Source organism: Leucogemmata humicola (genome assembly GCF_055379415.1).
In genome coordinates, this window is the sequence record NZ_AP040875.1 from 3,972,210 (window position 1) to 3,991,592 (window position 19,383).

General features: G+C 62.7%; 18 protein-coding genes. 11 read left to right on the plus strand and 7 right to left on the minus strand.

Features of this window, described 5'->3' with window-relative positions; translation table 11 throughout:
* Positions 1-127 precede the first annotated feature (127 nt).
* From AC6H4Z_RS16930 to AC6H4Z_RS16955, 6 genes are all read left to right on the plus strand, one after another.
* On the plus strand, positions 128-1,273 hold the full coding sequence (locus AC6H4Z_RS16930; protein ID WP_497543137.1) for an LIC_10091 family protein: 1,146 nt from the start codon (positions 128-130) through the stop codon (positions 1,271-1,273).
* A gap of 149 nt (positions 1,274-1,422) precedes the next feature.
* Positions 1,423-2,568, plus strand: a complete 1,146-nt coding sequence (locus AC6H4Z_RS16935; protein WP_497543138.1) for an aminotransferase class V-fold PLP-dependent enzyme — start codon at positions 1,423-1,425, stop codon at positions 2,566-2,568.
* Complete coding sequence (locus tag AC6H4Z_RS16940) at positions 2,565-3,911, plus strand: sodium-dependent transporter (RefSeq protein WP_497543139.1); 1,347 nt, start codon at positions 2,565-2,567, stop codon at positions 3,909-3,911. Before AC6H4Z_RS16935 ends, AC6H4Z_RS16940 begins: the two co-directional genes overlap by 4 nt.
* A 16-nt stretch (positions 3,912-3,927) precedes the next feature.
* Positions 3,928-4,443 carry a thiamine pyrophosphate-binding protein gene (locus AC6H4Z_RS16945; RefSeq protein WP_497543140.1) on the plus strand — a complete coding sequence of 172 codons (516 nt, stop codon included), beginning with the start codon at positions 3,928-3,930 and terminating at the stop codon, positions 4,441-4,443.
* Entirely contained in the window at positions 4,440-5,006 is a 567-nt protein-coding gene (locus AC6H4Z_RS16950; protein WP_497543141.1) for a thiamine pyrophosphate-dependent enzyme, read from the plus strand. Before AC6H4Z_RS16945 ends, AC6H4Z_RS16950 begins: the two co-directional genes overlap by 4 nt.
* Before the next feature lie 19 nt (positions 5,007-5,025).
* On the plus strand, positions 5,026-5,802 hold the full coding sequence (locus AC6H4Z_RS16955; RefSeq protein WP_497543142.1) for a cyclase family protein: 777 nt from the start codon (positions 5,026-5,028) through the stop codon (positions 5,800-5,802).
* Between the two features lie 211 nt (positions 5,803-6,013).
* Here the strand turns inward: AC6H4Z_RS16955 and AC6H4Z_RS16960 are convergent, their stop codons facing one another.
* Entirely contained in the window at positions 6,014-7,324 is a 1,311-nt protein-coding gene (locus AC6H4Z_RS16960) for a Zn-dependent hydrolase (protein ID WP_497543143.1), read from the minus strand.
* Positions 7,325-7,485: 161 nt separating this feature from the next.
* On the opposite strand from AC6H4Z_RS16960, the gene AC6H4Z_RS16965 reads away from it, so the two are divergent.
* Together AC6H4Z_RS16965 and AC6H4Z_RS16970 are read left to right on the plus strand one after the other, a co-directional pair.
* Entirely contained in the window at positions 7,486-8,331 is an 846-nt protein-coding gene (locus tag AC6H4Z_RS16965) for a CbbQ/NirQ/NorQ/GpvN family protein (protein ID WP_497543144.1), read from the plus strand.
* Positions 8,331-10,229, plus strand: a complete 1,899-nt coding sequence (locus tag AC6H4Z_RS16970; protein ID WP_497543145.1) for a nitric oxide reductase activation protein NorD — start codon at positions 8,331-8,333, stop codon at positions 10,227-10,229. Before AC6H4Z_RS16965 ends, AC6H4Z_RS16970 begins: the two co-directional genes overlap by 1 nt.
* Here AC6H4Z_RS16970 and AC6H4Z_RS16975 read toward each other — a convergent pair.
* Positions 10,226-11,278: a cytochrome d ubiquinol oxidase subunit II gene (locus tag AC6H4Z_RS16975; RefSeq protein WP_497543146.1), complete on the minus strand. Its 1,053-nt coding sequence runs from the start codon at positions 11,276-11,278 to the stop codon at positions 10,226-10,228. The two genes, AC6H4Z_RS16970 and AC6H4Z_RS16975, sit on opposite strands and share 4 nt — an antisense overlap.
* Positions 11,275-12,567, minus strand: coding sequence for a cytochrome ubiquinol oxidase subunit I (locus AC6H4Z_RS16980; protein ID WP_497543147.1), 1,293 nt, complete (start codon positions 12,565-12,567; stop codon positions 11,275-11,277). The genes AC6H4Z_RS16975 and AC6H4Z_RS16980 overlap by 4 nt, the downstream gene beginning before the upstream one ends.
* Before the next feature lie 81 nt (positions 12,568-12,648).
* Here AC6H4Z_RS16980 and AC6H4Z_RS16985 point away from each other — a divergent pair, with 81 nt between their 5' ends.
* Together AC6H4Z_RS16985 and AC6H4Z_RS16990 are read left to right on the plus strand one after the other, a co-directional pair.
* A complete protein-coding gene (locus tag AC6H4Z_RS16985; RefSeq protein WP_497543148.1) occupies positions 12,649-12,897 on the plus strand; it encodes a CPXCG motif-containing cysteine-rich protein in 249 nt (82 codons plus the stop codon).
* 7 nt (positions 12,898-12,904) lie between these two features.
* Positions 12,905-13,858 carry a ring-cleaving dioxygenase gene (locus AC6H4Z_RS16990; protein WP_497543149.1) on the plus strand — a complete coding sequence of 318 codons (954 nt, stop codon included), beginning with the start codon at positions 12,905-12,907 and terminating at the stop codon, positions 13,856-13,858.
* Here the strand turns inward: AC6H4Z_RS16990 and AC6H4Z_RS16995 are convergent.
* The 4 genes from AC6H4Z_RS16995 to AC6H4Z_RS17010 all read right to left on the minus strand — a co-directional run bounded on the left by AC6H4Z_RS16995 (position 13,848) and on the right by AC6H4Z_RS17010 (position 17,883).
* Positions 13,848-14,135, minus strand: coding sequence for a DUF3006 domain-containing protein (locus tag AC6H4Z_RS16995; RefSeq protein WP_497543150.1), 288 nt, complete (start codon positions 14,133-14,135; stop codon positions 13,848-13,850). The genes AC6H4Z_RS16990 and AC6H4Z_RS16995 overlap by 11 nt on opposite strands.
* 2 nt (positions 14,136-14,137) lie before the next feature.
* Positions 14,138-15,133, minus strand: a complete 996-nt coding sequence (locus AC6H4Z_RS17000; protein WP_497543151.1) for a ComEC/Rec2 family competence protein — start codon at positions 15,131-15,133, stop codon at positions 14,138-14,140.
* A 217-nt stretch (positions 15,134-15,350) separates the two neighbouring features.
* Positions 15,351-17,096 carry a M28 family peptidase gene (locus AC6H4Z_RS17005; RefSeq protein WP_497543152.1) on the minus strand — a complete coding sequence of 582 codons (1,746 nt, stop codon included), beginning with the start codon at positions 17,094-17,096 and terminating at the stop codon, positions 15,351-15,353.
* 31 nt (positions 17,097-17,127) lie between these two features.
* The gene (locus AC6H4Z_RS17010; RefSeq protein WP_497543153.1) at positions 17,128-17,883 is read right to left on the minus strand and encodes an HAD family acid phosphatase; all 756 of its coding nucleotides are present in this window, start codon (positions 17,881-17,883) and stop codon (positions 17,128-17,130) included.
* 84 nt (positions 17,884-17,967) lie between these two features.
* Here AC6H4Z_RS17010 and AC6H4Z_RS17015 point away from each other — a divergent pair, with 84 nt between their 5' ends.
* Complete coding sequence (locus AC6H4Z_RS17015) at positions 17,968-19,377, plus strand: alpha/beta hydrolase family protein (RefSeq protein ID WP_497543154.1); 1,410 nt, start codon at positions 17,968-17,970, stop codon at positions 19,375-19,377.
* Positions 19,378-19,383 lie beyond the last annotated feature (6 nt).

Consider the following 19,383-nt stretch of genomic DNA (forward strand, 5'->3'; position numbering starts at 1 on the left):
GGAGTGATGGGTCGCGGCGCGCGGAATGCGGAACGGGGGGAAGGGGCGAAGGCCTCTTCCCCCCGTTCTCATCTGTAGACAACGTTCCCTAATCGTCGGTGCTGCTTCCCGCTTCCCGCGAACTCGCATGATTCGAAAAGCGCTACTTCTCGCGACGGCAGTTTCGTTTGCCGCGCCGCGCGCGCCTGTCGCCGCTCAGAGTATACCTACCGCTCCGAGCATTCCCGCCAAACTCGCCGACAGTACGTTCTGGCGATTGGTGACCGACTACTCCGAAGCGAACGGATACTTTCGCTCGGAAAATCTCGTGTCGAACGAGACGACGCTGCAGTGGGTGATTCCCGAGTTGCAACGCACGACCAAAGTCGGCGGCGTGTACTTGGGCGTCGGACCCGACCAGAACTTCACGTACATCGTGGCGTTGAAGCCGAAGATTGCCTTCGTCTTCGACATTCGCCGGCAGAACATGCTGACGCACCTGATGTACAAGGCGCTCATCGAGCAGTCGACCGACCGCGCCGATTTTGTGTCACGCCTGTTCTCGCGTCCTCGACCGAACGGCCTCGACACGACATCGACACCTGAAGCGATTTTCACAGCGTTCGCGACATCGCCACCAGACAGTGCGCGTTTCCGTAAGAACATCACGTCGATTCGTGAAACGCTCACACACCGTCACGGGTTCAAGCTGTCCGAGGAAGATCTGAGCACGATCGCGTACGTGTACGAATCCTTCGTGAGCTCCGGTCCCGACATCACCTACAACACGTCGGCGGGTCGCGGTGGCGGTTACGGGCGCGGCATGATGCCGAGCTACGCGACGCTGCAGATGGAGACGGACAGCGATCGCGTTCACCGGAGCTACATGGCGACGGAGGCGAACTTCCGAACGCTCAAAGACGTGGAGCTGAACAATCTGCTCGTGCCGATCGTCGGTGACTTCGCCGGGTCGAAGGCAATTCGCTCGGTGAGCGACTTCCTCAAGGAGCACAAGGCGTCGGTCACGGCGTTCTATTTGTCGAACGTGGAGCAGTATCTGTTTCAGGATCCGGACAACTGGAAGAAGTTCTATACGAACGCCGGCATGCTGCCGCTCGATTCGAGCAGCACGTTCATTCGATCGGTGTTCAACGGCATGAGCTACGGTCGAGGACCGACGTTTGGGCCGTACATGCGGAGCCAGCAGATGCTGGCGTCGATACTCGATCAGGTGCGTGCGTTCAACGATGGGAAGTTGACGCAATACTACGACGTGATTCAGACGTCGAGGTAGGGCGAGGCGTGAGGCGTACGGCGGGCGGCGGGCGCCGTCGGCTTGACTGGCACGTAGATTCAGCGTACTCCTAACGCGTCACGCTGTTCGCCGAACGCCGCACGCGCCCCGCCGCACGTTTTTCGCGGCCCGCGCCCCGCCTCACGCCCTTGATCCACCCTCCCGCGCTCGAAGCTTGGCGTCGTCGCATCCCTCTCCTGGCGACGCTCATTCCGATGAACAACTGCTCTCAAGCGCCGCAGACTGACGTCACGCGCGCGGCGGCCGAGCGGTATTTGGAGTCGTGGAATCAGAGCGGCATGGACTGGGATGCGTGGGTCGACGAGGTCAACCTCGCGAAGCAGGAATTCGCGCGGCTGATCAACGCGACTGCCGACGAGATCGCGGTGTTCAGTTCAGTTTCCGAGGCAACAAGTGCCGTCGCCAGCGCACTCGATTTCTCGGGAGCGCGCCGGCGCGTCGTGGTGACCGAAGCCGAGTTTCCGACGATCGGACACGTCTGGCTCGCACAGGAACGACATGGAGCGCAGGTGACGTGGGTTCCAGTCGTGAATGGCGAGATCCAACCCGCTGCATACGACACGCTCGTCGACGACCGCACAGCGATCGTCTCGGCCTGTCACGGCTACTACCTGAACGGTTTCACCCAAGACATTCCTCGGCTCGCCAAGCGCGTGCACGATGCCGGCGCCTTGCTCTATGTCGATGCCTATCAGACGCTCGGCACGCTGCCCGTGGACGTACGCGCCATGGATGTCGACTTTCTCGCGGCGGGGAATCTGAAATTCCTCATGGGCATTCCCGGAATCGCGTTTCTGTACGTCCGGCGTGAGCTCGTCGATCGGCTTGCACCAACGATCACCGGATGGTTTGGTCGCGCCAATCCGTTTGCCTTTCAAGTCAAGCAACTCGACTGGGCGCCGACAGCCGCGCGGTTCGACACGGGAACGCCTCCGGTCGCCAATGCGTATATCTCGCGAGCGGGGATGTCGATCATCAACGACGTTGGCCCCGATCGCATCCGCGCCTGGTTGGAAGTACTAGGCCGCCGTTTGATCGACGGTGGACGCGAACGTGGCCTCACCCTTCACGGAACGGCCGATATGGCTCGAAAGACGTCGACGACTGCGTTCGTCGTGGCTGATTCGCACGCCGTCGAGGTGGCGATGCGGAAGCGCGGCGTTCTGCCGTCGGCACGCGGACCCGTGATTCGACTGGCGCCACACTTCTACAACTCCCTCGTCGACGTGGACACGGCGCTCGACGTGCTGGCCGACTCCGTCGGATCGGCGTGAACGACTCGAGCAAGCCGCGCGAGACGTTCGCCTCGCGCATTGGCACGCTGGCGACGATCATCGGTGTCGCCATCGGCCTCGGGAATGTGTGGCGCTTCCCGTACATGGTCGGAAAGTTCGGCGGCGCGGCGTTCGTGCTCTTCTACATTCTCGTTTCGGTGGTAATCGGCGTTCCGGCGCTCATGGCCGAGTTTGCGCTGGGCCGATTCACACGCCGCGGGCCAGTCGGGGCGTTTGCCCTTGGCGGACTGCCCTTCGGAACGTTCGTCGGTTGGTTCTTCTTCGTCGTCGTGATCGCGGCGACAGGCTATTACACCGCCGTCATCGGCTGGGTGTTGTACTACGCGGTCGGACAGCTCGCGATCGGCCTGCACATCCCGCTCGATCCATCGGCGATCCTACCCCCCGACACCGGCTTCAACGCGAAGAGCTTCGTGTTGCAGTTGATCTGCACCGGCGTGGTCATCCTCACCTGTGCGCTCGTCGTGATCAAAGGCCTGCGGGGCGGCATCGAACGCGCGAGCAAGATCGTCTTGCCCACGCTGATGATCGTGATCCTCGTGCTCATGGTGCGATCGCTCACGCTCCCGGGTGCGATGGAAGGCGTGCGCTGGTACATTCTGAAGTTTCGCTTTGCCGACCTCACGCCGGCCGTCATGGTCGCCGCCATCGGACACGCGATCTTTTCGCTGTCGCTCGGCGGAACGTTCATGGTCGTCTACGGATCGTATCTCGACGGCAAGGAAAGTCTGGCCGAGCCGGCGATCTGGACGGTGATTGGTGATACCGGATCCGCGCTGCTGTGCGGATTCGCCATCATCCCTGCCGTCTTCGCGCTCGGACTCGAACCGACGTCGGGTCCGGGCTTGATCTTCGCGACATTGCCAAAGGCATTCGCTGCAATGCCCTTCGGGGCGCTGTTCGGGTGTCTTTTCTTCGTCGGCCTGTTCGGCGCGGGCTATCTCTCCGACGTCGGTGCATTCGAGGTGCTCACCGCCGGGCTGACCGACAACACGAGATTCACCCGCAGTCGGGCGGTCTGGATCGTTTCGGCCGCGGTGTTCATTTTGGCAATACCGCCGACGATCAACAACGCAATCTTCGTCCCGTGGGATCTCACGTTCGGGTCGGGAATGCAGACGCTTGGATCGCTCGTCGCGGTGCTCACTGTTGGCTGGTGCATCAAGCGTTCGGACGCGCTGCGGCAGTTGGGTCCACAGGGCGAAGCGGCCGCTCCGATCTGGTTGTACTACTGGATTCGCTTCGGTATTCCGGTGATCATCGGCGGCACCGGAGTGTGGTGGCTGCTGTCGAGCGTTTTCAACAAGGTCACGGCAGTCTGATCGTTCACGAGGCATCATGCCCGTTTCAGTTACAAGCTCCAAACTGATCTACGAGTCACTCAAGGACATCGGCGTGCGCGTTGTATCGGCGCTGCCGGAAACGTGGCTCGTCCATCTCATTCGCATGTCGGAAGACGATCCCGAGATGACACTCGTCCGCCTCGCAAAGGAGGAGGAGGGCGTCGGCATCTCGGCGGGCGCGCACCTTTCTGGTGTGAAGTCGGCGATGCTGATGCAGAACCACGGCTTTCTCGCGTCGGTGAACGGCATCGTGTCGTGCGCGCAGCTCTATCGAATTCCCCTGCTCATGTTGATCAGCCATCGCGGCGAGTTCGGCGAGCGGGATCCGTGGCAGACGGAAGGCGGTGGCGTCACCGAGCACGTACTCGACGCGCTGCGTATTCCGCGCATCCGACTCGACTCGCGCGATCATGTGGCGAAGCGCATGCATCAGGCACAGACGCTCGCGTATTCGGCCAGCCGTCCCGTTGCGGTGCTCCTCTGCCGCGATCTGATGTGGGAGGACGCATGAAGCGCGTAGACGCGATGAAGGCCGTCTATTCCAAGCTCGAGGGCTGCGCGGTCGTCACGATCATGGGTGCCGTCGCCGCTGAGCTCCAGTCGATCGGACATCAGCAGAATTTCTTCTATCTGCAACACGCGATGGGACTCGCGTCGTCGATGGGACTCGGCATCGCCCTCAGCCGCCCGGAGATTCCCGTCGTCGTGTTCGACGGCGACGGTTCGATCCTCATGAACCTCGGCGGACTGACGACGCTCGCGCGATACCGGCCGAAGAACCTCATTCATGTCGTGTTCGATAACGAGAGTCTGCTGTCGGTCGGCGGATTCCCGACGGCGACGTCGACGGGCAGCGACATCGCTGGTATGGCTGCCGCGGCGGGAGTTCCGCGAACGACAACCGTGCATGACATCGATGCTTTCGTTGCCGCGTTCGACGACGCTCGCGCCGCGAATGAGTTGACGACCATCGTGGCGAAGGTCGAAGCCGTAGGACCGTCTGGGTACGTGACCGATCTATCGCTGTTAGAGAATCGATATCAATTCGCGCGATACCTGAAGTCGCGCTCCTAGGACCTTTCGGAGAATCGCCATGTCGCTGCTCATTCAGCTCGCCGACGCACTCAACACCGGCTCGGTGAAGGTCGTCGATCTCACGTCGCCTCTCGGGCCGGAGACGCCCGTCATCGGGCTTCCGCCGCAGTTCGGCGCGTCGCCCGGACTCAGCGTCGAGGTCATTTCGTGCTTCGACGACAAGGGACCGGCGTGGTATTGGAACATTCTCCACCTGGGCGAGCACACCGGCACGCACTTCGACGCGCCGGTACACTGGATCACGGGCAAGGATCTGCCCGATAACACCTGCGACACGATTCCCGCGCGCCGATTCGTTGGCCCCGCGTGCGTGATCGACGTGACGCGCGAGGTGGCGGCCAATGAGGATTTCCTCCTCATGCCAGATCATGTTGCCGCATGGGAGAAAACGAACGGTCGAATCCCGAAGAATGCGTGGGTCTTTCTTCGCACCGACTGGAGCAAGCGCACCGACGCGGACTCTTTTCTCAACGTGCGCGGCGACGGACCACACAGCCCGGGCTTCCACAAGAGCACATCGGAATTGCTCGCGCACGATCGCGACGTGCTCGGTGTCGGCGTCGAGACGGTCGGGACCGATGCGGGTCAGGCGGGAATGTTCGATCCACCCTTTCCCAATCACTCCACGATGCACGGCGCAGGAAAGTTCGGACTCGCCAGCCTACGCAATCTCGATCAGCTGCCGGCTACCGGGGCAATTGCAATCGCGGCGCCGCTCAAAATCGTGAAGGGGAGCGGAAGTCCGTTGCGCGTTCTGGCACTCGCGCCAGCCTGAGGTTCGTGACGGCTGGTCAACGCGAGGGACACGACCAATCAGTCACGATGACCATGAGAACAGCAGCACGGATTGACGGATTTCGCTGAATTAACGGAACAAGCTGACTCGAGAACTGCGTTCCTCCAAGCCTCGAGATGCAGTTTCCGTTTCGTTCGCGAAATTCGTTCAATCCGTCTGCTGTTTACCGTTGGTCCTCGTGGCCTCGTCGTTAAGCGAGCGCCTGATCCGCAGCAAGAACGGCTTTCAGCAGCACGTTTGCGCCGTTCACGATGTCCGCCGGCTTCGAGAACTCTTTCGGCGAATGACTGATCCCGCCGACGCTCGGAATGAAGATCATTCCCATCGGACCGAGCTGCGCCATCGACTGCGCATCGTGGCCTGCACCGCTCGGCATCACGCGCGACGTTAGCCCGAGCGCCTTCGCTGAGTCGCCGATAATGGCGCGCATACGCGGATCGCTTGGCGCTGCGATGTTCGAATGCAGATCGACGAAGGCGAACTGCGTCCCGTTCTCGGCGCCGATTTTCGTTGCCTCGGCACGGACTTGCGTGAACAGCTTGTCGATCTTCGCATCGTCGAGGTCGCGCAGTTCGAGCGTGCACACGACTTTGCCAGGAATCACATTCGGTGCGCCGGGATAGGCCTGAATTCGGCCGACGGTGCCCACCTGTCGACCGGGCATACTACGCACGACGCGGTTCACCATCTCCACGAATTTTGCGGCAGCAAGCAGCGCGTCGTGACGCTGATTCATCGGCGTCGTGCCGGCGTGATTCGCAAAGCCGGTGACGGTGGCCTCCCATTGCTTGATGCCGACGATTCCTTCGACGACTCCGATGTCGATCTTGTCGGCTTCGAGCGTACCGCCCTGCTCGATATGGAGCTCGAGATAGCCCGCGATCGAGCCCTTCTGTCGCTTCACCTGACTCAGCTTCGAGACATCGCCGCCAATGAAGGCGATGCCCTGCTCCACTGTCTTTCCACTGTTCGACACTGTCTTGAGCTCGACTGGTGTGACCTGGCCGCTCACCGACCGGCTGCCATACAGTCCACCCTCTTCGTTCTGCCAGACGACGACCTCGATCGGATGTCGGGTCACCACGTTGTGCTCGGCGAACGTCTGCGCCACCTCGATCGCCGCCGTCGAGCCGAGGTTGCCGTCGTAGTTGCCACCCTCGGGCACCGAGTCGATGTGTGAGCCGAAGAGCAGCGGCTTGAGCGACGCATCTTTGCCCGCGCGCCGTCCAATGATGTTTCCGGCGAAGTCGATCGTCGGCTCGAGCTTGGCGGCTCGCATCCAGTCGAGCACAACCGCACGCGCGGCTCGATCCGCGTCGCTATACGCAACGCGCGACACGCCGCCCTGCGGGTTCTTCCCGAACTCGCCGAGGGCCGTAAGGTGGGCGTTGATACGGTCTCCATTCACGCGGAGATCGGCCTGCGGCCAGGTCCAGCGTCGCGGCACGGCGCTCGCGGCTAGGCCGCCAAGCACGAGAGAGTTGAAGTCGCGTCGATTCATGCCGAAAGCTGCCGCCGGCCCTGCCGCCCCGTAAGGGGAACTCAACTGCCGGTCGAGTCGTAAGAGAATGCGCAGGGTGTGTCAGAAGCCGGTTAGAACGCTGGCGTGGCTCCCTGAGCCGCGCTCATCATTCGCTCCTCGAACCACCACTCAGGAGATCGATGTCAGTATTGCCAAGCCGCCCGGCGCCCCTGAACTCGACGCTGTCGCTGGAACATGGCGTCCGTTGGTTCCCACGCGAGCCGTACTATCTGCCCACGGCAAACGAAGTCTCGGTGTTCACGCGCTGCCACGAACGCGGCCTGCCCGTGATGCTCAAGGGTCCAACAGGTTGCGGCAAGACGCGCTTCATCGAGCACATGGCCCACAAGCTCAATCGTCCGCTCGTGACGATCGCCTGCCACGACGACCTGTCGGCGAGCGATCTCACCGGCCGCTACCTCATTCGCGGCGACGAGACGATCTGGGTCGACGGCCCGCTGACGACCGCGGCGCGTCACGGCGCCATCTGCTACCTCGACGAAGTCGTCGAAGCACGTCAGGACACGGTGGTCGTCATCCACCCACTCACCGACGATCGGCGCATTCTCCCGATCGAGAAGACGGGCGAGCTCATCGAAGCGGCGCAGGGTTTCCAGTTAGTAATCTCATACAATCCCGGCTACCAACACGCCATCAAGGATCTCAAGCCGAGCACGCGGCAGCGCTTCGTCACGATCGACTTCGACTTTCCGTCGCTCTCCGCCGAAGCAGAGATCGTTGCGCATGAAAGCGGCGTGAAGAAGTCGACGGCCGTGGGTCTCGTCGAGCTGGCGCATCGCATTCGGCGTCTCAAGGAGCAAGGATTGGCCGAAGGACCAGGGACGCGCATCCTCGTATCCGCGGCACGGCTCATCGCCGACGGCATTCCTGCGCACGAGGCGTGTCGCTCGGCGCTCGTGGGACCGCTTACCGACGATCCTGACCTGGTCGGCGCGATTTCCGACCTCGTCGCGGCGATGCTGTAGTGCGGCAATGGCTCGCCGCCGGACGGCGGTTGACGATCAAGGGACGATACACGATCGCGCGCACAGGCGATCGGCTGCGCGCAGTCGTGAGCCTGCGCCGGCCGACGCTGCCACTCGATCACGTGCAGCGACGCCTCGATCTGATGCTCACAGCGATGTACGGTCGGCCGATTCAGATCACGATGGTGGACGATGCGCCGAAGAATTGGCTCGCGCGCACGTTGAAGTTCGTACGACTGGATCCGAGAGCGCGCGAGTCCACGCCAGGCGTCGACGGCGAAGCGATTCATCTTCCCGCGAGCCTCAGTGCGCGCGAGGGCGTCGACGCCGCGATTGCGCGATACCGACTGCTAGCGGTCGAACAGGCCGAACGATTGGAACGCGGAACAGCGACTCACGCGCCATTCACCGACCAGCTCGAGCACGACCTGTATCTCATGCGAGAGGCCGCGGTCGTCGACGCGCGTATCTCGCGCGCGATGCCCGGCATGAACGAGACGCTCGCCAGCGAGCGACTGGCGTCGCTCAGTCGACGCCCGCGCATTCAGCGACTCACTCGGCAAGAGCGGGACGTCGAACATCTCGTTCGTAAAACGCTTGCGCGACCGAGCGAGGAAACGTCGGACGTCGATCTACCGAATGATCCGGCCGCCTCGCTGGCTTGGGCAAAGAAGATGGCGCTAAGCCTTCGTCTCACGGGCGGCGCGTATCGCGGATTGCCGATGGCGCTCTTCTGGGGAAACGTGCTTCGCCGAGTGGCGACCCGCGAGGGTGCAGGCATCGCCGAGGACCAATCGGCGAAATCGGCGGAAACGATGCCGGACGCCAAAGCGCCCCCGAGCGAGGAGAGCGACGATTCGAACATGGGTGGCCGTCCTGAGGACGGCACTGGCGAGCCGTGGTCCCATCTCGATTCGCCGAAATCCATCCAGGGTACTCGCGGCATTGTCGTCGGCGACGACGAGTTACAGATCGTCGACGAAGACACTGCTCGCGTGCTGCCAGGCGACGTCGTGTACGACGAGTGGGATTCCGACGCTGGCGCGTACATTCGCCGCGCAGCAACAGTTCGCCTGCACGAACCAGAGCTCGGCGATCATCTGTGGTCGATGAACACGCTGCACCGGCACGGCGCGCTGGTTCGGCGCATTCGAACGCAGTTCGAACGCCTGCGCGCACGTCGCACACTATTGACGCGCCAGCGGTCGGGCGACGACCTCGACATCGCGGCCTGCGTCGCGGCAATCGTCGATCGACGCGTTGGCGACACGCCGGACGATCGCCTCTACCTGGATGCGCGGCCGGCGCGTCGCGGATTGGCGCTCGCGCTGCTCGCGGATGTCAGCGGTTCGACCGAAGCCGGAGTTACGCCTGAGCTTCGCATCATTGATCTCGAGAAAATCGCACTACTGCTGGCCGGTGAAGCACTCGATGCACTCGGCGATTTGTACGCGGTGTACGCATTCGCCGGAAAGAACGCGTCGAACGTGAAGGTCACGACCGTGAAGGATTTCTCCGAGCGGAGCGGCGAGACGGTGCGCAAGCGTATTGCCGGATTGAACCCGGGCGGATTCACTCGCCTCGGCGCCGCGGTTCGACACGCAACGCATCAACTCGCGCGACAGACGGCCGGCCATCGATTGCTTTTGATACTGTCCGACGGTCGTCCGAATGACGTGGACCGATATCAAGGTCCGTATGGCGTCGAAGATTCGCGACAGGCGATCATGGAGGCGCGCGCTTCGGGCGTATATCCGTTCTGCCTCACCGTTGACCGCGACGCATCGGAATATCTGCCGCGAATTTTCGGGCGCTCGGGTCACACGATTGTTCAGCGTCCCGAACAACTTCCCACCGCACTGCTCGGTGTCGTCCGCGCGTTGATTCGCCAGCCCTAGTGCGTTTCCGCCGCTCGTCCAGCGAAGGTGCGGAAGAGATACCGCAATGAGGGAATTAGAATGACCGCTCCGCCCGACAACCCGATGAGAAGGAGTCGGAGCGTAACGGTCGGCGCGGCCGCCTGACGAATCGTCAGCGTGCCTGGAAGGATGTACGGATACTGCGATAGGGCCCAGCCCCAAAGAATGAAGCTCACCTGCGCAGCCGCGGCGATCCGCGCGAGTTGATATCGTCGCGTCCACAGCGCCGCGATTGCTGTGATCGCCGAAGCTGCCGTGCAGACGTGCAACAGCATGGACCAGGGCGACTCCATCACTCCGGCAGCGACGCGTGGCGCCCAGACGCGCGCAAGAAGTAGCGCGAGCGCGGCGAAGACGAACACGAGCAACGCCGACACGAGTGCACGCGCGCGGAAGTCTTCGCGCAGCCGGTCGTCGCGCGCCTCGATCGTGAGATACACGGCGGCGAGATACGCAAAGAGCGCGAGCGCAAAGCCGCCAACGGCGAGCGGAAAGGGCGCCAACCACGGTGATACGTAGACGCCGGCGAACGACCCAGTCGAAACACGCGTCGACGCATCGGCAACCGAACCGCTCGCAACGGCACCGATAACAGTGCCAAGCAGAATTGGTGTAGCGATGCTCGCGCTGGCGAATGCGTTGCCCCAACGCTGCCGAACTCGCGGCGACGGTTTGCCATAACTCCTGAACACGAACGCCGACCCGCGCATCACGATCCCGATCAGCATGATCGTCAGCGGAATGTGTAGCACGACGCTCACCACACCGAACGCCAGCGGAAACGCAGTGAACAGCAGGACGACCACGACGATCAGCCAGACATGGTTCGCTTCCCAGATCGGCGCAATCGAGTTGGCGATCAACTCGCGCTGTTCGTCGCGACGACGCCTGCTGGCGAGCAGGTCCCACACACCGCCACCGAAGTCCGCGCCGCCCATGAGCACATAGGCGTTGAGCGCGAGCACCATGATGCCGGCGACGATTTCCGGCATGCCGATCGATGCGAAGAAGGCGCTGAGGCTCGTCACGTCGTCTCCTTCACGATCGACGCGATGAGAAACACGACAATCGCGCCGAGTCCGAGGTACAGAAAGCCGAAGAGCAGCATTGGGACGATGAGTCCCGGCATTGGCGTCACCGCGTCAGCCGTGCGCAGGATTCCCTGCACCGTCCAAGGCTGTCGCCCAACTTCGGTGACCGTCCACCCGGCTTCTGTTGCGATGAACCCAAAGGGTGCGATGATCGCGAGTGCCCAGAGGATCCAACGTCGTTCGAACAATGACTTTCCTCTAATCGTCAGCACGACGACGACGAGGCAGACCGCGGCCATCATCGTCCCGAGCCCGACCATGACTTGAAATCCGAAGTGCACCGGGAGAATCGGCGGCCACAGTTCCGGCGCCACCGCGTCGAGCCCGCGCACCTCGGCGTTGAAGTCGTGATACGCGAGGAACGAGAGTCCGCGCGGAATCTCGATCGAGAATCTGGTCTTCTTGGCGCCCAAGTCGGGAATTCCACCGATCCGAAGAGGCGCGCCACGCTGCGTTTCGAATTGCGCTTCGAGCGCGGCGAGTTTGACCGGTTGCCACGCTGCGACCGCACGCGCACTGATGTCGCCCGACAGCGGCTGCAGTAGCGCGGCAGGTACGCCGACCATGAGCGCGATAGTCATCGCGCGTCGATGAAAGGGCGTGTCGTGTTTCTTGAGCAGCACTGCCGCGTGTATTCCAGCGACGGCGAGTCCGGTCGCCGCATACGCCGCGAGCAGCATGTGCAACGCCTGCTGAAACGTCGACGGATTGAACATGCCCGCGATCGGATCGAGGTCGACCATGCGACCGTCGACCATCGTGAGGCCCGTGGGCGTGTTCATCCACGCGTTGACCATGACGACGAACACCGCGGACGCGGCGCCGCTGATGGCGACGATCGCACCGGCCGCGAGATGCGCACGCCCCGAGATTCGGTCCCACCCGTAGAGATAGACGCCGAGGAAGATTGCTTCGGTGAAAAAGGCAAAACCCTCGAGGGAAAACGGCATGCCGATGATTGGCCCGGCGAACTGCATGAACCGCGGCCAGAGGAGTCCGAGCTCGAACGACAGAACGGTGCCGGACACCGCGCCGACGGCAAACAGAATCGCGCTTCCCTTTGCCCAGCGTTTCGCGAGATGCAGATACACGTCGTCGCCGGTTCGTCGCCATCGCCATTCGGCGAACACCATGAGCAACGGCATGGCAATGCCGATCTCGGCGAAGATGATGTGGAAGCCGAGGGACAGCGCCATCTGGGTGCGGGCGGCGAGCAGGTCGGACATTGGTGGTAATTAAGTCGGTCCGGGGAAGGAAGGCGGGCGCCTCAGACCTCAGACCTCCCCACCATCAATACCTTCCTCTTTATGATGCTCCCCGACGACGACTTCGACCTCGACCGCGACTTTCCGCTCGGCGACGGCACAGCGGACACGGCCGGCACGGTCCTCTGCCCCTATTGCGGCGAGGAAAATTCAGTATCACTCGATCCCGGCAGCGGCGACGTTCAGGACTACGTCGAAGACTGCCAGGTCTGCTGTCAGCCCTGGCGCGTCTCGGTACATTATCGCGACGACGGCACTGCGATCGTGAGCGCCACAGCACTCGACGACTGAGACTACGATGTCAGACATCACCGGCATTCATCACATCACCGCCATCTGCGGCGATCCGCAGGAAAACCTCGATTTTTACACCGGCCTGCTCGGCATGCGGCTGGTGAAAAAGAGCGTCAATCAAGACGATCCGGGCACGTACCACCTGTTCTACGCCGACGCCGACGGAAATCCGGGAACGGACCTGACGTTCTTTCCCTTCCGAAATTCTGCGCCCGGTCGGCTCGGGCATGGACTCGGCGTCGAGATCGCGCTGGCGATTCCCGGCGGCAGCTTCGACTACTGGCATACGCGGCTCACGCAGGGCGGCGCGAACGTCACGGGCACCGAGACGCGACGTGGCGAGCGCGCGATCGTGCTCGTCGATCCGCACGGCCAGCGACTCGCGCTCGTGGAAACGAACGACGAACGACTCTTTCGTGCATGGGACAAGAGTCCCGTCCCCGCGGACCGACAGGTCATCGGGTTGCACGCGGTGCGCGCGTGGGAGCGCGAGGTCGAGTCGACGGCAACGTTCCTCACGGGAGTGCTCGGCTTCAGCGACTACGGCGAGGAAGACGGCTGGCATCGCTACGGCGTCGCCGGCGGCGGCTCCGGCAAACACATCGAACTACGCGCGATGCCTGATTCAGCGCGCGGCGCGTGGGGCATCGGAACGATGCATCACGTCGCGTGGCGCGTAGCCGACGACGCCGTTGAATTGAGAGTTCGTGAAAAGATCGAGCAGGCGCACCGCCGACCGACAGAAGTCATCGATCGCTTCTGGTTCAAGTCGGTGTACTTCCTCGAGCCGGGCGGCGTGCTGTTCGAGCTCGCGACCGACGGTCCGGGCTTTACCGCCGACGAAGAGCTCGAGCACCTCGGCGAACAGCTCGTGCTACCACCCTGGCTCGAACCGCATCGCCGCGAGATCGAAGCGGGCCTGCCAAAAATCAGTTCGCCGGCCGAAGTCAGAGAATGATGTCGCCGCCGGTGTCCTTCACCGGCGGTACTTTTTTCACCTGAGCGGCCGACTCGGCCAGCGCCTTCTTCGTTGCGGCCGCGTCGACGACGATCGTGAGCGTCGACTCCTGCCCCTTCGTCGGGCGATCGTGGGCGACGGTCAGCACGTCGCCCTCCTTCGCGCCGTCGGGGATGAGCCAGCGCGGCAGTGTGATCACATGTCCACCGTCGACTTCGATCGCTGCCGCGTTTTCTTCGATCGAGTCGACCACCCAGCGATGTTGGCCGTTGCGCATTGTTACGGGACCGGGTTGCACTCCGCCTGCGTCGACCGTTTGTCGGACGCCCCTGAGAGATCGCGCGCGCCGCGCCTCACCGCAACGGTGAAATTCCCGCCCAGCGTTCCCGGACTGCGAAATTCGATCGTACCGTTCTGATCCGTACGATACCAATCGATGTGATGAGCACGATACCGCGCCTTGGCCTGCGCGTGCATGTGATGGTAGCTGTTGATATCCGCCACCGATGCCGTCGCGAACGTCGGGTGGGTCGCGTCGAGATATGCTTCTGTCATTCCGTTGCAGCTGCCGTGATGATCGGCTTTGAGCACGTCGACGCGCATTCCCGGATTAACGTCATAGTGCGCGTCGCCAAGAAACCAGTTGATCGCGTCCTGCTCGGCGTCGCCGGCCAACCACATCGTGAACGATGCTGAGTCCGGGCCGACGAGCTTGATCGGAACGGATCGATCGTTGGGATTCTCGCCATTCGGCATCGGACGCATGATGTGCAACTTGGCGCCACCCTTCATCGTGATCGTACAGATCGGCGTCCCGTCGGCGCATGGATCATCGGTGTCGCGATACACCAGCTCCTTCCGCGCGACGCGAGCGTTGATCGAATCGCGCAAGTGGCGCAGGTTCGCCGCGGCGTATGGGTCCTTGTTCTCGAAAAAGTACCGAACCTTGATGCGACGCGAACTTTCGAACAATGCCCTGAGGCCCACGAGGTGATCGGCGTGTTGGTGCGTCAGCACGACGACGTCGATCGTGGAGTTGTTGAGTCTGAGCGAATCGAGTAGCCGACCCATTCGACTCGCCTCGGGGCCACCGTCGATCAGCACCCGGCTACCACCGTTCTCGATCAGCGTCGCGTCGCCCTGGCCCACGTCGAGCACGCGCACAACGAGTTCGGTCGACGGCGTTGCCGCATCGGCCTCTGGTGATCCCTCGGCGGCAGTGCACGCGCTCAAGGCAGCGATTGCCGGCGCGAGAAGCAGGGCAAAGCGATTCAATGTGAGTGGTGTCGGAGACTGGAAAATGGATTCCGCGGTGCAATCGTGCGGCAGCACCGTCTCGCGGTGCGTGTCGTTCTCTTGCGGGTCAAATGCTGATGGTGGGGAACGGATCAACACATTAAACGGAAACGGCCGGATGAACCACGTGGGTTCATCCGGCCGTTTCGCAAGATCCGCTAACTCGCAGTCCGAGATCCTTCGTGGGCTGCTGGGGTCAGGGCTTCTTCAGCTCAACGGACTTTGGCGAATCGGTTCTTCCCGCCATCATCGAATCGCGCTTCGCCTTGAACTCGACGCCGGCCTTCCACGTCGGCATCACGTTCGACTGCGCGACGCCGTAGCCAACCTTGAACAGCGTTCCCATGTCCTGCACAGCACCGGCGAAGTCCCAATCCGACTTCACTTCGTCCGTCACGGAGTGGTAGTCCTTGTTCGTGTACTCGTCTCGCTTCTGCATGCCGTAACCGGCCGGCTTTCCGATGAATTCGATGCCGGCGTCCGTGTCGAGCGCGGGCACGCCCTGCTTCGCAAACTCGAAGTGGTCGGAGCGATAGTAGAAACCCTTCTCAGGTTCCGCATCTGGACGAACCGTGCGATTGTCGGCCTTGAGCACGGCGATCAGGTCGTCATCGAGCGTGGAGTTGCCGAGTCCGATCACCGTGAAGTCGCTCGTCTTTCCCCACTGGTTGATGCCGTCGATGTTGATGTTGGCGGCCGTCTTGTCGAGCGCGTACAGCGGATGGGTCGCGTAGTACTTGGTTCCGACGAGTCCCTTCTCTTCCGCCGTGACGGAGAGGAAGATCACCGACCGGCGCGGCGGCGTAGGGAGCAGCGTGTACGCCTTTGCGATCTGCAGCAGCGCCGCGCTTCCCGACGCGTTGTCCATTGCACCATTGTAGATCTGATCGCCCTTGAGCGTCGTATCCTTGCCCAGGTGATCCCAGTGCGCGGTGTAGATGACGTTCTCGTCTCGCTTGTCCGTACCTTCGAGCTTCGCGATGATGTTGTGCGACTGAATCTTTCGCGAATCGATCTTCACGTGATACGTCGCCTTCGCGTTCAGCGCGACCGGCTTGAAGTCCTTCTTCGTCGCTGCGGCCTTTAGAGAATCGAAATTCTGGCCCGCGGCGGAGAGAATCTCCTTCGCCTTGTCGAGTGTCAGCCATCCTTCAACGGCCACGCGCTTCTCGGCATCGGGCGACAGGACGTCGAACTGTTCCTGCGAGTTGCTGCCCTTCACCACGCCGTACGGATAGCCAGCCGGCCCCGTCTCGTGGATGATGATCGCCGCCGCCGCGCCCTTTGCCGATGCGATCTCGTACTTGTACGTCCATCGACCGTAGTACGTCATCGCGCGACCCTTGAACATCGCGGTATCGAGCGCGGTGTCGTTTGGCAGGCGAATCTGCGGATCGTTGACGAGCATGAGGATCGTCTTGCCCTTCACGTCCACGCCCTTGTAATCGTCCCAGCCGTATTCCGGCGCGACGACTCCATACCCAACGAACACGACGTCTGAATTGTCGATCTTCGTCTCGGCGCGCTCGTGGCGCGAATTCGCGATGAAGTCATCGGGATACTTCAACGAGATCGTTTTGCCGGCGGCCGTGTACGAGCCGGTAGGATGCGCCTTGTATCCGATCAGGTCGACGTTCTGGATGTACGAGCCATCCGGATTGCCTGGCTTGAGGCCGAGCGCCTTGAACTGACCTTCCATGTACGCGACGGTCTTTGTCTCGCCGGGCGTTCCCGGGCCACGGCCCTCCATCGAATCCGCCGAAAGATCTTTGATGTGCTGCAGCAGGCCGTCCGCGGTAATTGCGCCGGCAGCGGCGGCGGCGCCGGCCATATCAGCGGAGCCAGATGTCGCCTTGTCGGACTTGGTACACGACGCGAGCGCGACGACGAACGCCGTCGTCGGCAGCAGCACAGCGGACGCGCGGAACGAAATCGATTTCACGATTCTTTGGGCGAAGGTGACGATCGACGGGTCAGGGCTCCCGAACCTGCTCCCACGACCCGTACATCGGATTCGGGAGAATGAAGTACCGGACGCCGAAGTCGGCAAGCACGCGTGGATCATTGCGCGCGGCCTGAGTCATACCCGGAAAGTCGAGAATGTTGTCACCAACCCACGCCACAACGGCGAGCGCCGGTGTGCCGGGCACGGCCGTCCCGTTCAGAACGCGCTGAAAGCGCGGGTTCTTATCGCCCTCACCGGGCGGCTGACAAAGGACCATGTCCGTCTCGATCCCCGCCGACTGTAGGTTCGCCTTGGTGGCGTCGCACACAGCGAGTGCGCGGTTGGTGACGATGACCACGCGCCCACCGGCCGCCCGTACGCGGCGCGTGAACTCCGGCGCGCCTGGAATTGCCGTGGCGGCACGCTCGTTTACCCAGGCGGTCCACGACGCCGGCGTGTAGCCGCTGTCGACCACCGCCCGGCGCCGCTGGTACTCCGAGTTGTCAAGCACCGTCTCGTCGGCGTCGAGGATCACGGCCCACGAGTTCCGCGGCCGGTCGGCGGCGAGCGCCGGAAGACGCGATTCCGCGACCTGGTAAGCCTGCCGAGCGAGCGCGCGGTATTCGGCCGAAACACGGAACCAGCGAATATCGTTGGGTAACGGGCGGCCAGCAGCGGACGCAACCGCTGGGGCCGGCTTTGTAGACGAAACGACCGCACCGCGCGAACAGGCGCTGAGCGCCAGCAGCGAGATGCAGCCGAAAATGGCCGATATAGCTTTCATAACCCCTCTTTATGCGTGACGTACCGCGGACAAACTATCGATTGTTCGCGCTCCTGTCCCGCCCAGGTGACCGCTGATATGAACATGACTCTGCGTGCCGCATTGACGGCCGCCACCCTCGTCACGACGACGGCATCTACGGTCGTGGCTCAAGCGGCCGACCGATACGTCGGCAACTGGCTTGGCTCGCTCGCGACACCGGCGATGAAGATGCGACTCGCACTCAGCGTGACGCGCAATACGAACGGCACGCTCGCTGGCGAGATGACGAGCATCGATCAGGGCAACACGAAGATCCCGGCGTCGCTCACCATGCACGGCGATACGCTGGTCGTCACCCTGGGCGGAGGCGCCGCATCGTACACGGCCGTGTTCTCGACCGCGGATGATTCGCTACACGGATCCTTCATGCAGGGAATGGCAATGCCGTTGAACATGGGACGGTCCAACGGCGTCCCCACGTTGGTTCGTCCGCAGGAGCCAAAGCCGCCGTTTCCATATGACGCTCAAGATGTGACGATCGAGTCCGTGCCTGGCGTGAAGCTCGCCGGCACGCTCACGATTCCTCCCGGCGCGGGGCCGTTCCCTGCTGTCGTCCTCGTGACCGGCTCCGGTGCGCAGGACCGCAACGAAGAACTGCTCGGCCACAAGCCCTTCCTCGTGTGGGCCGACTACCTGTCGCGTCGCGGAATCGCGGTGCTGCGCTACGACGATCGCGGTACGGCGAAATCGACGGGCAATTTCGCAACGTCTACGAGCGCCGACTTTGCCAATGATGCCGAGGCGGCCGTGCGCTTCCTCAACACGCAGCCGAAGATTGCACACGACAAGATCGGCGTGATGGGTCATAGCGAAGGCGGGATGATTGCGCCCATGGTTGCGGCGCGCTCCAAGGACGTCGCGTTCATCGTCCTGCTCGCCGGTCCGGGAATTCCCGGCGATTCCATTCTTCTGCTCCAGCAAGCGCTGATCGCGAAGGCCAACGGCGTCCCGGACGCGGCGGTCGCACAGGGCGAAGAAGTGAATCGTCGACTGTACGCGGTTCTCAAAACGACGAAGGACTCCGCCGCCGCGGCAACACAGATCGCCGCGCTATCGGCGAAGATGGTAGCAACCCTGCCGGCGGCCCAGCAGGCCACCGCGACTGCGCAGTTGCAGGCGGCGCAAGCGCAGCTGATGTCGCCATGGATGCGCTACTTCATCACCTACGATCCGGTTCCGACGCTCAAGAAGGTTCGCGTCCCGGTGCTCGCGTTGAACGGCACGCTCGATCTGCAGGTGCCGTACAAGCAGGATCTCTCCGCGATCGGCGCCGCGTTGACGGCCGGTGGTAACAGCGATTTCCGTCTCGTAGAACTTCCCGGGTTGAATCACCTTTTTCAGACAGCAACGACTGGCAGCCCGAGCGAGTACGTGAACATTCCTGAAACTGTCTCGCCCGCCGCGCTCGAGACGGTCGCGACGTGGATCAACACGCGCATGCGGCCCAAGTAACGCGGT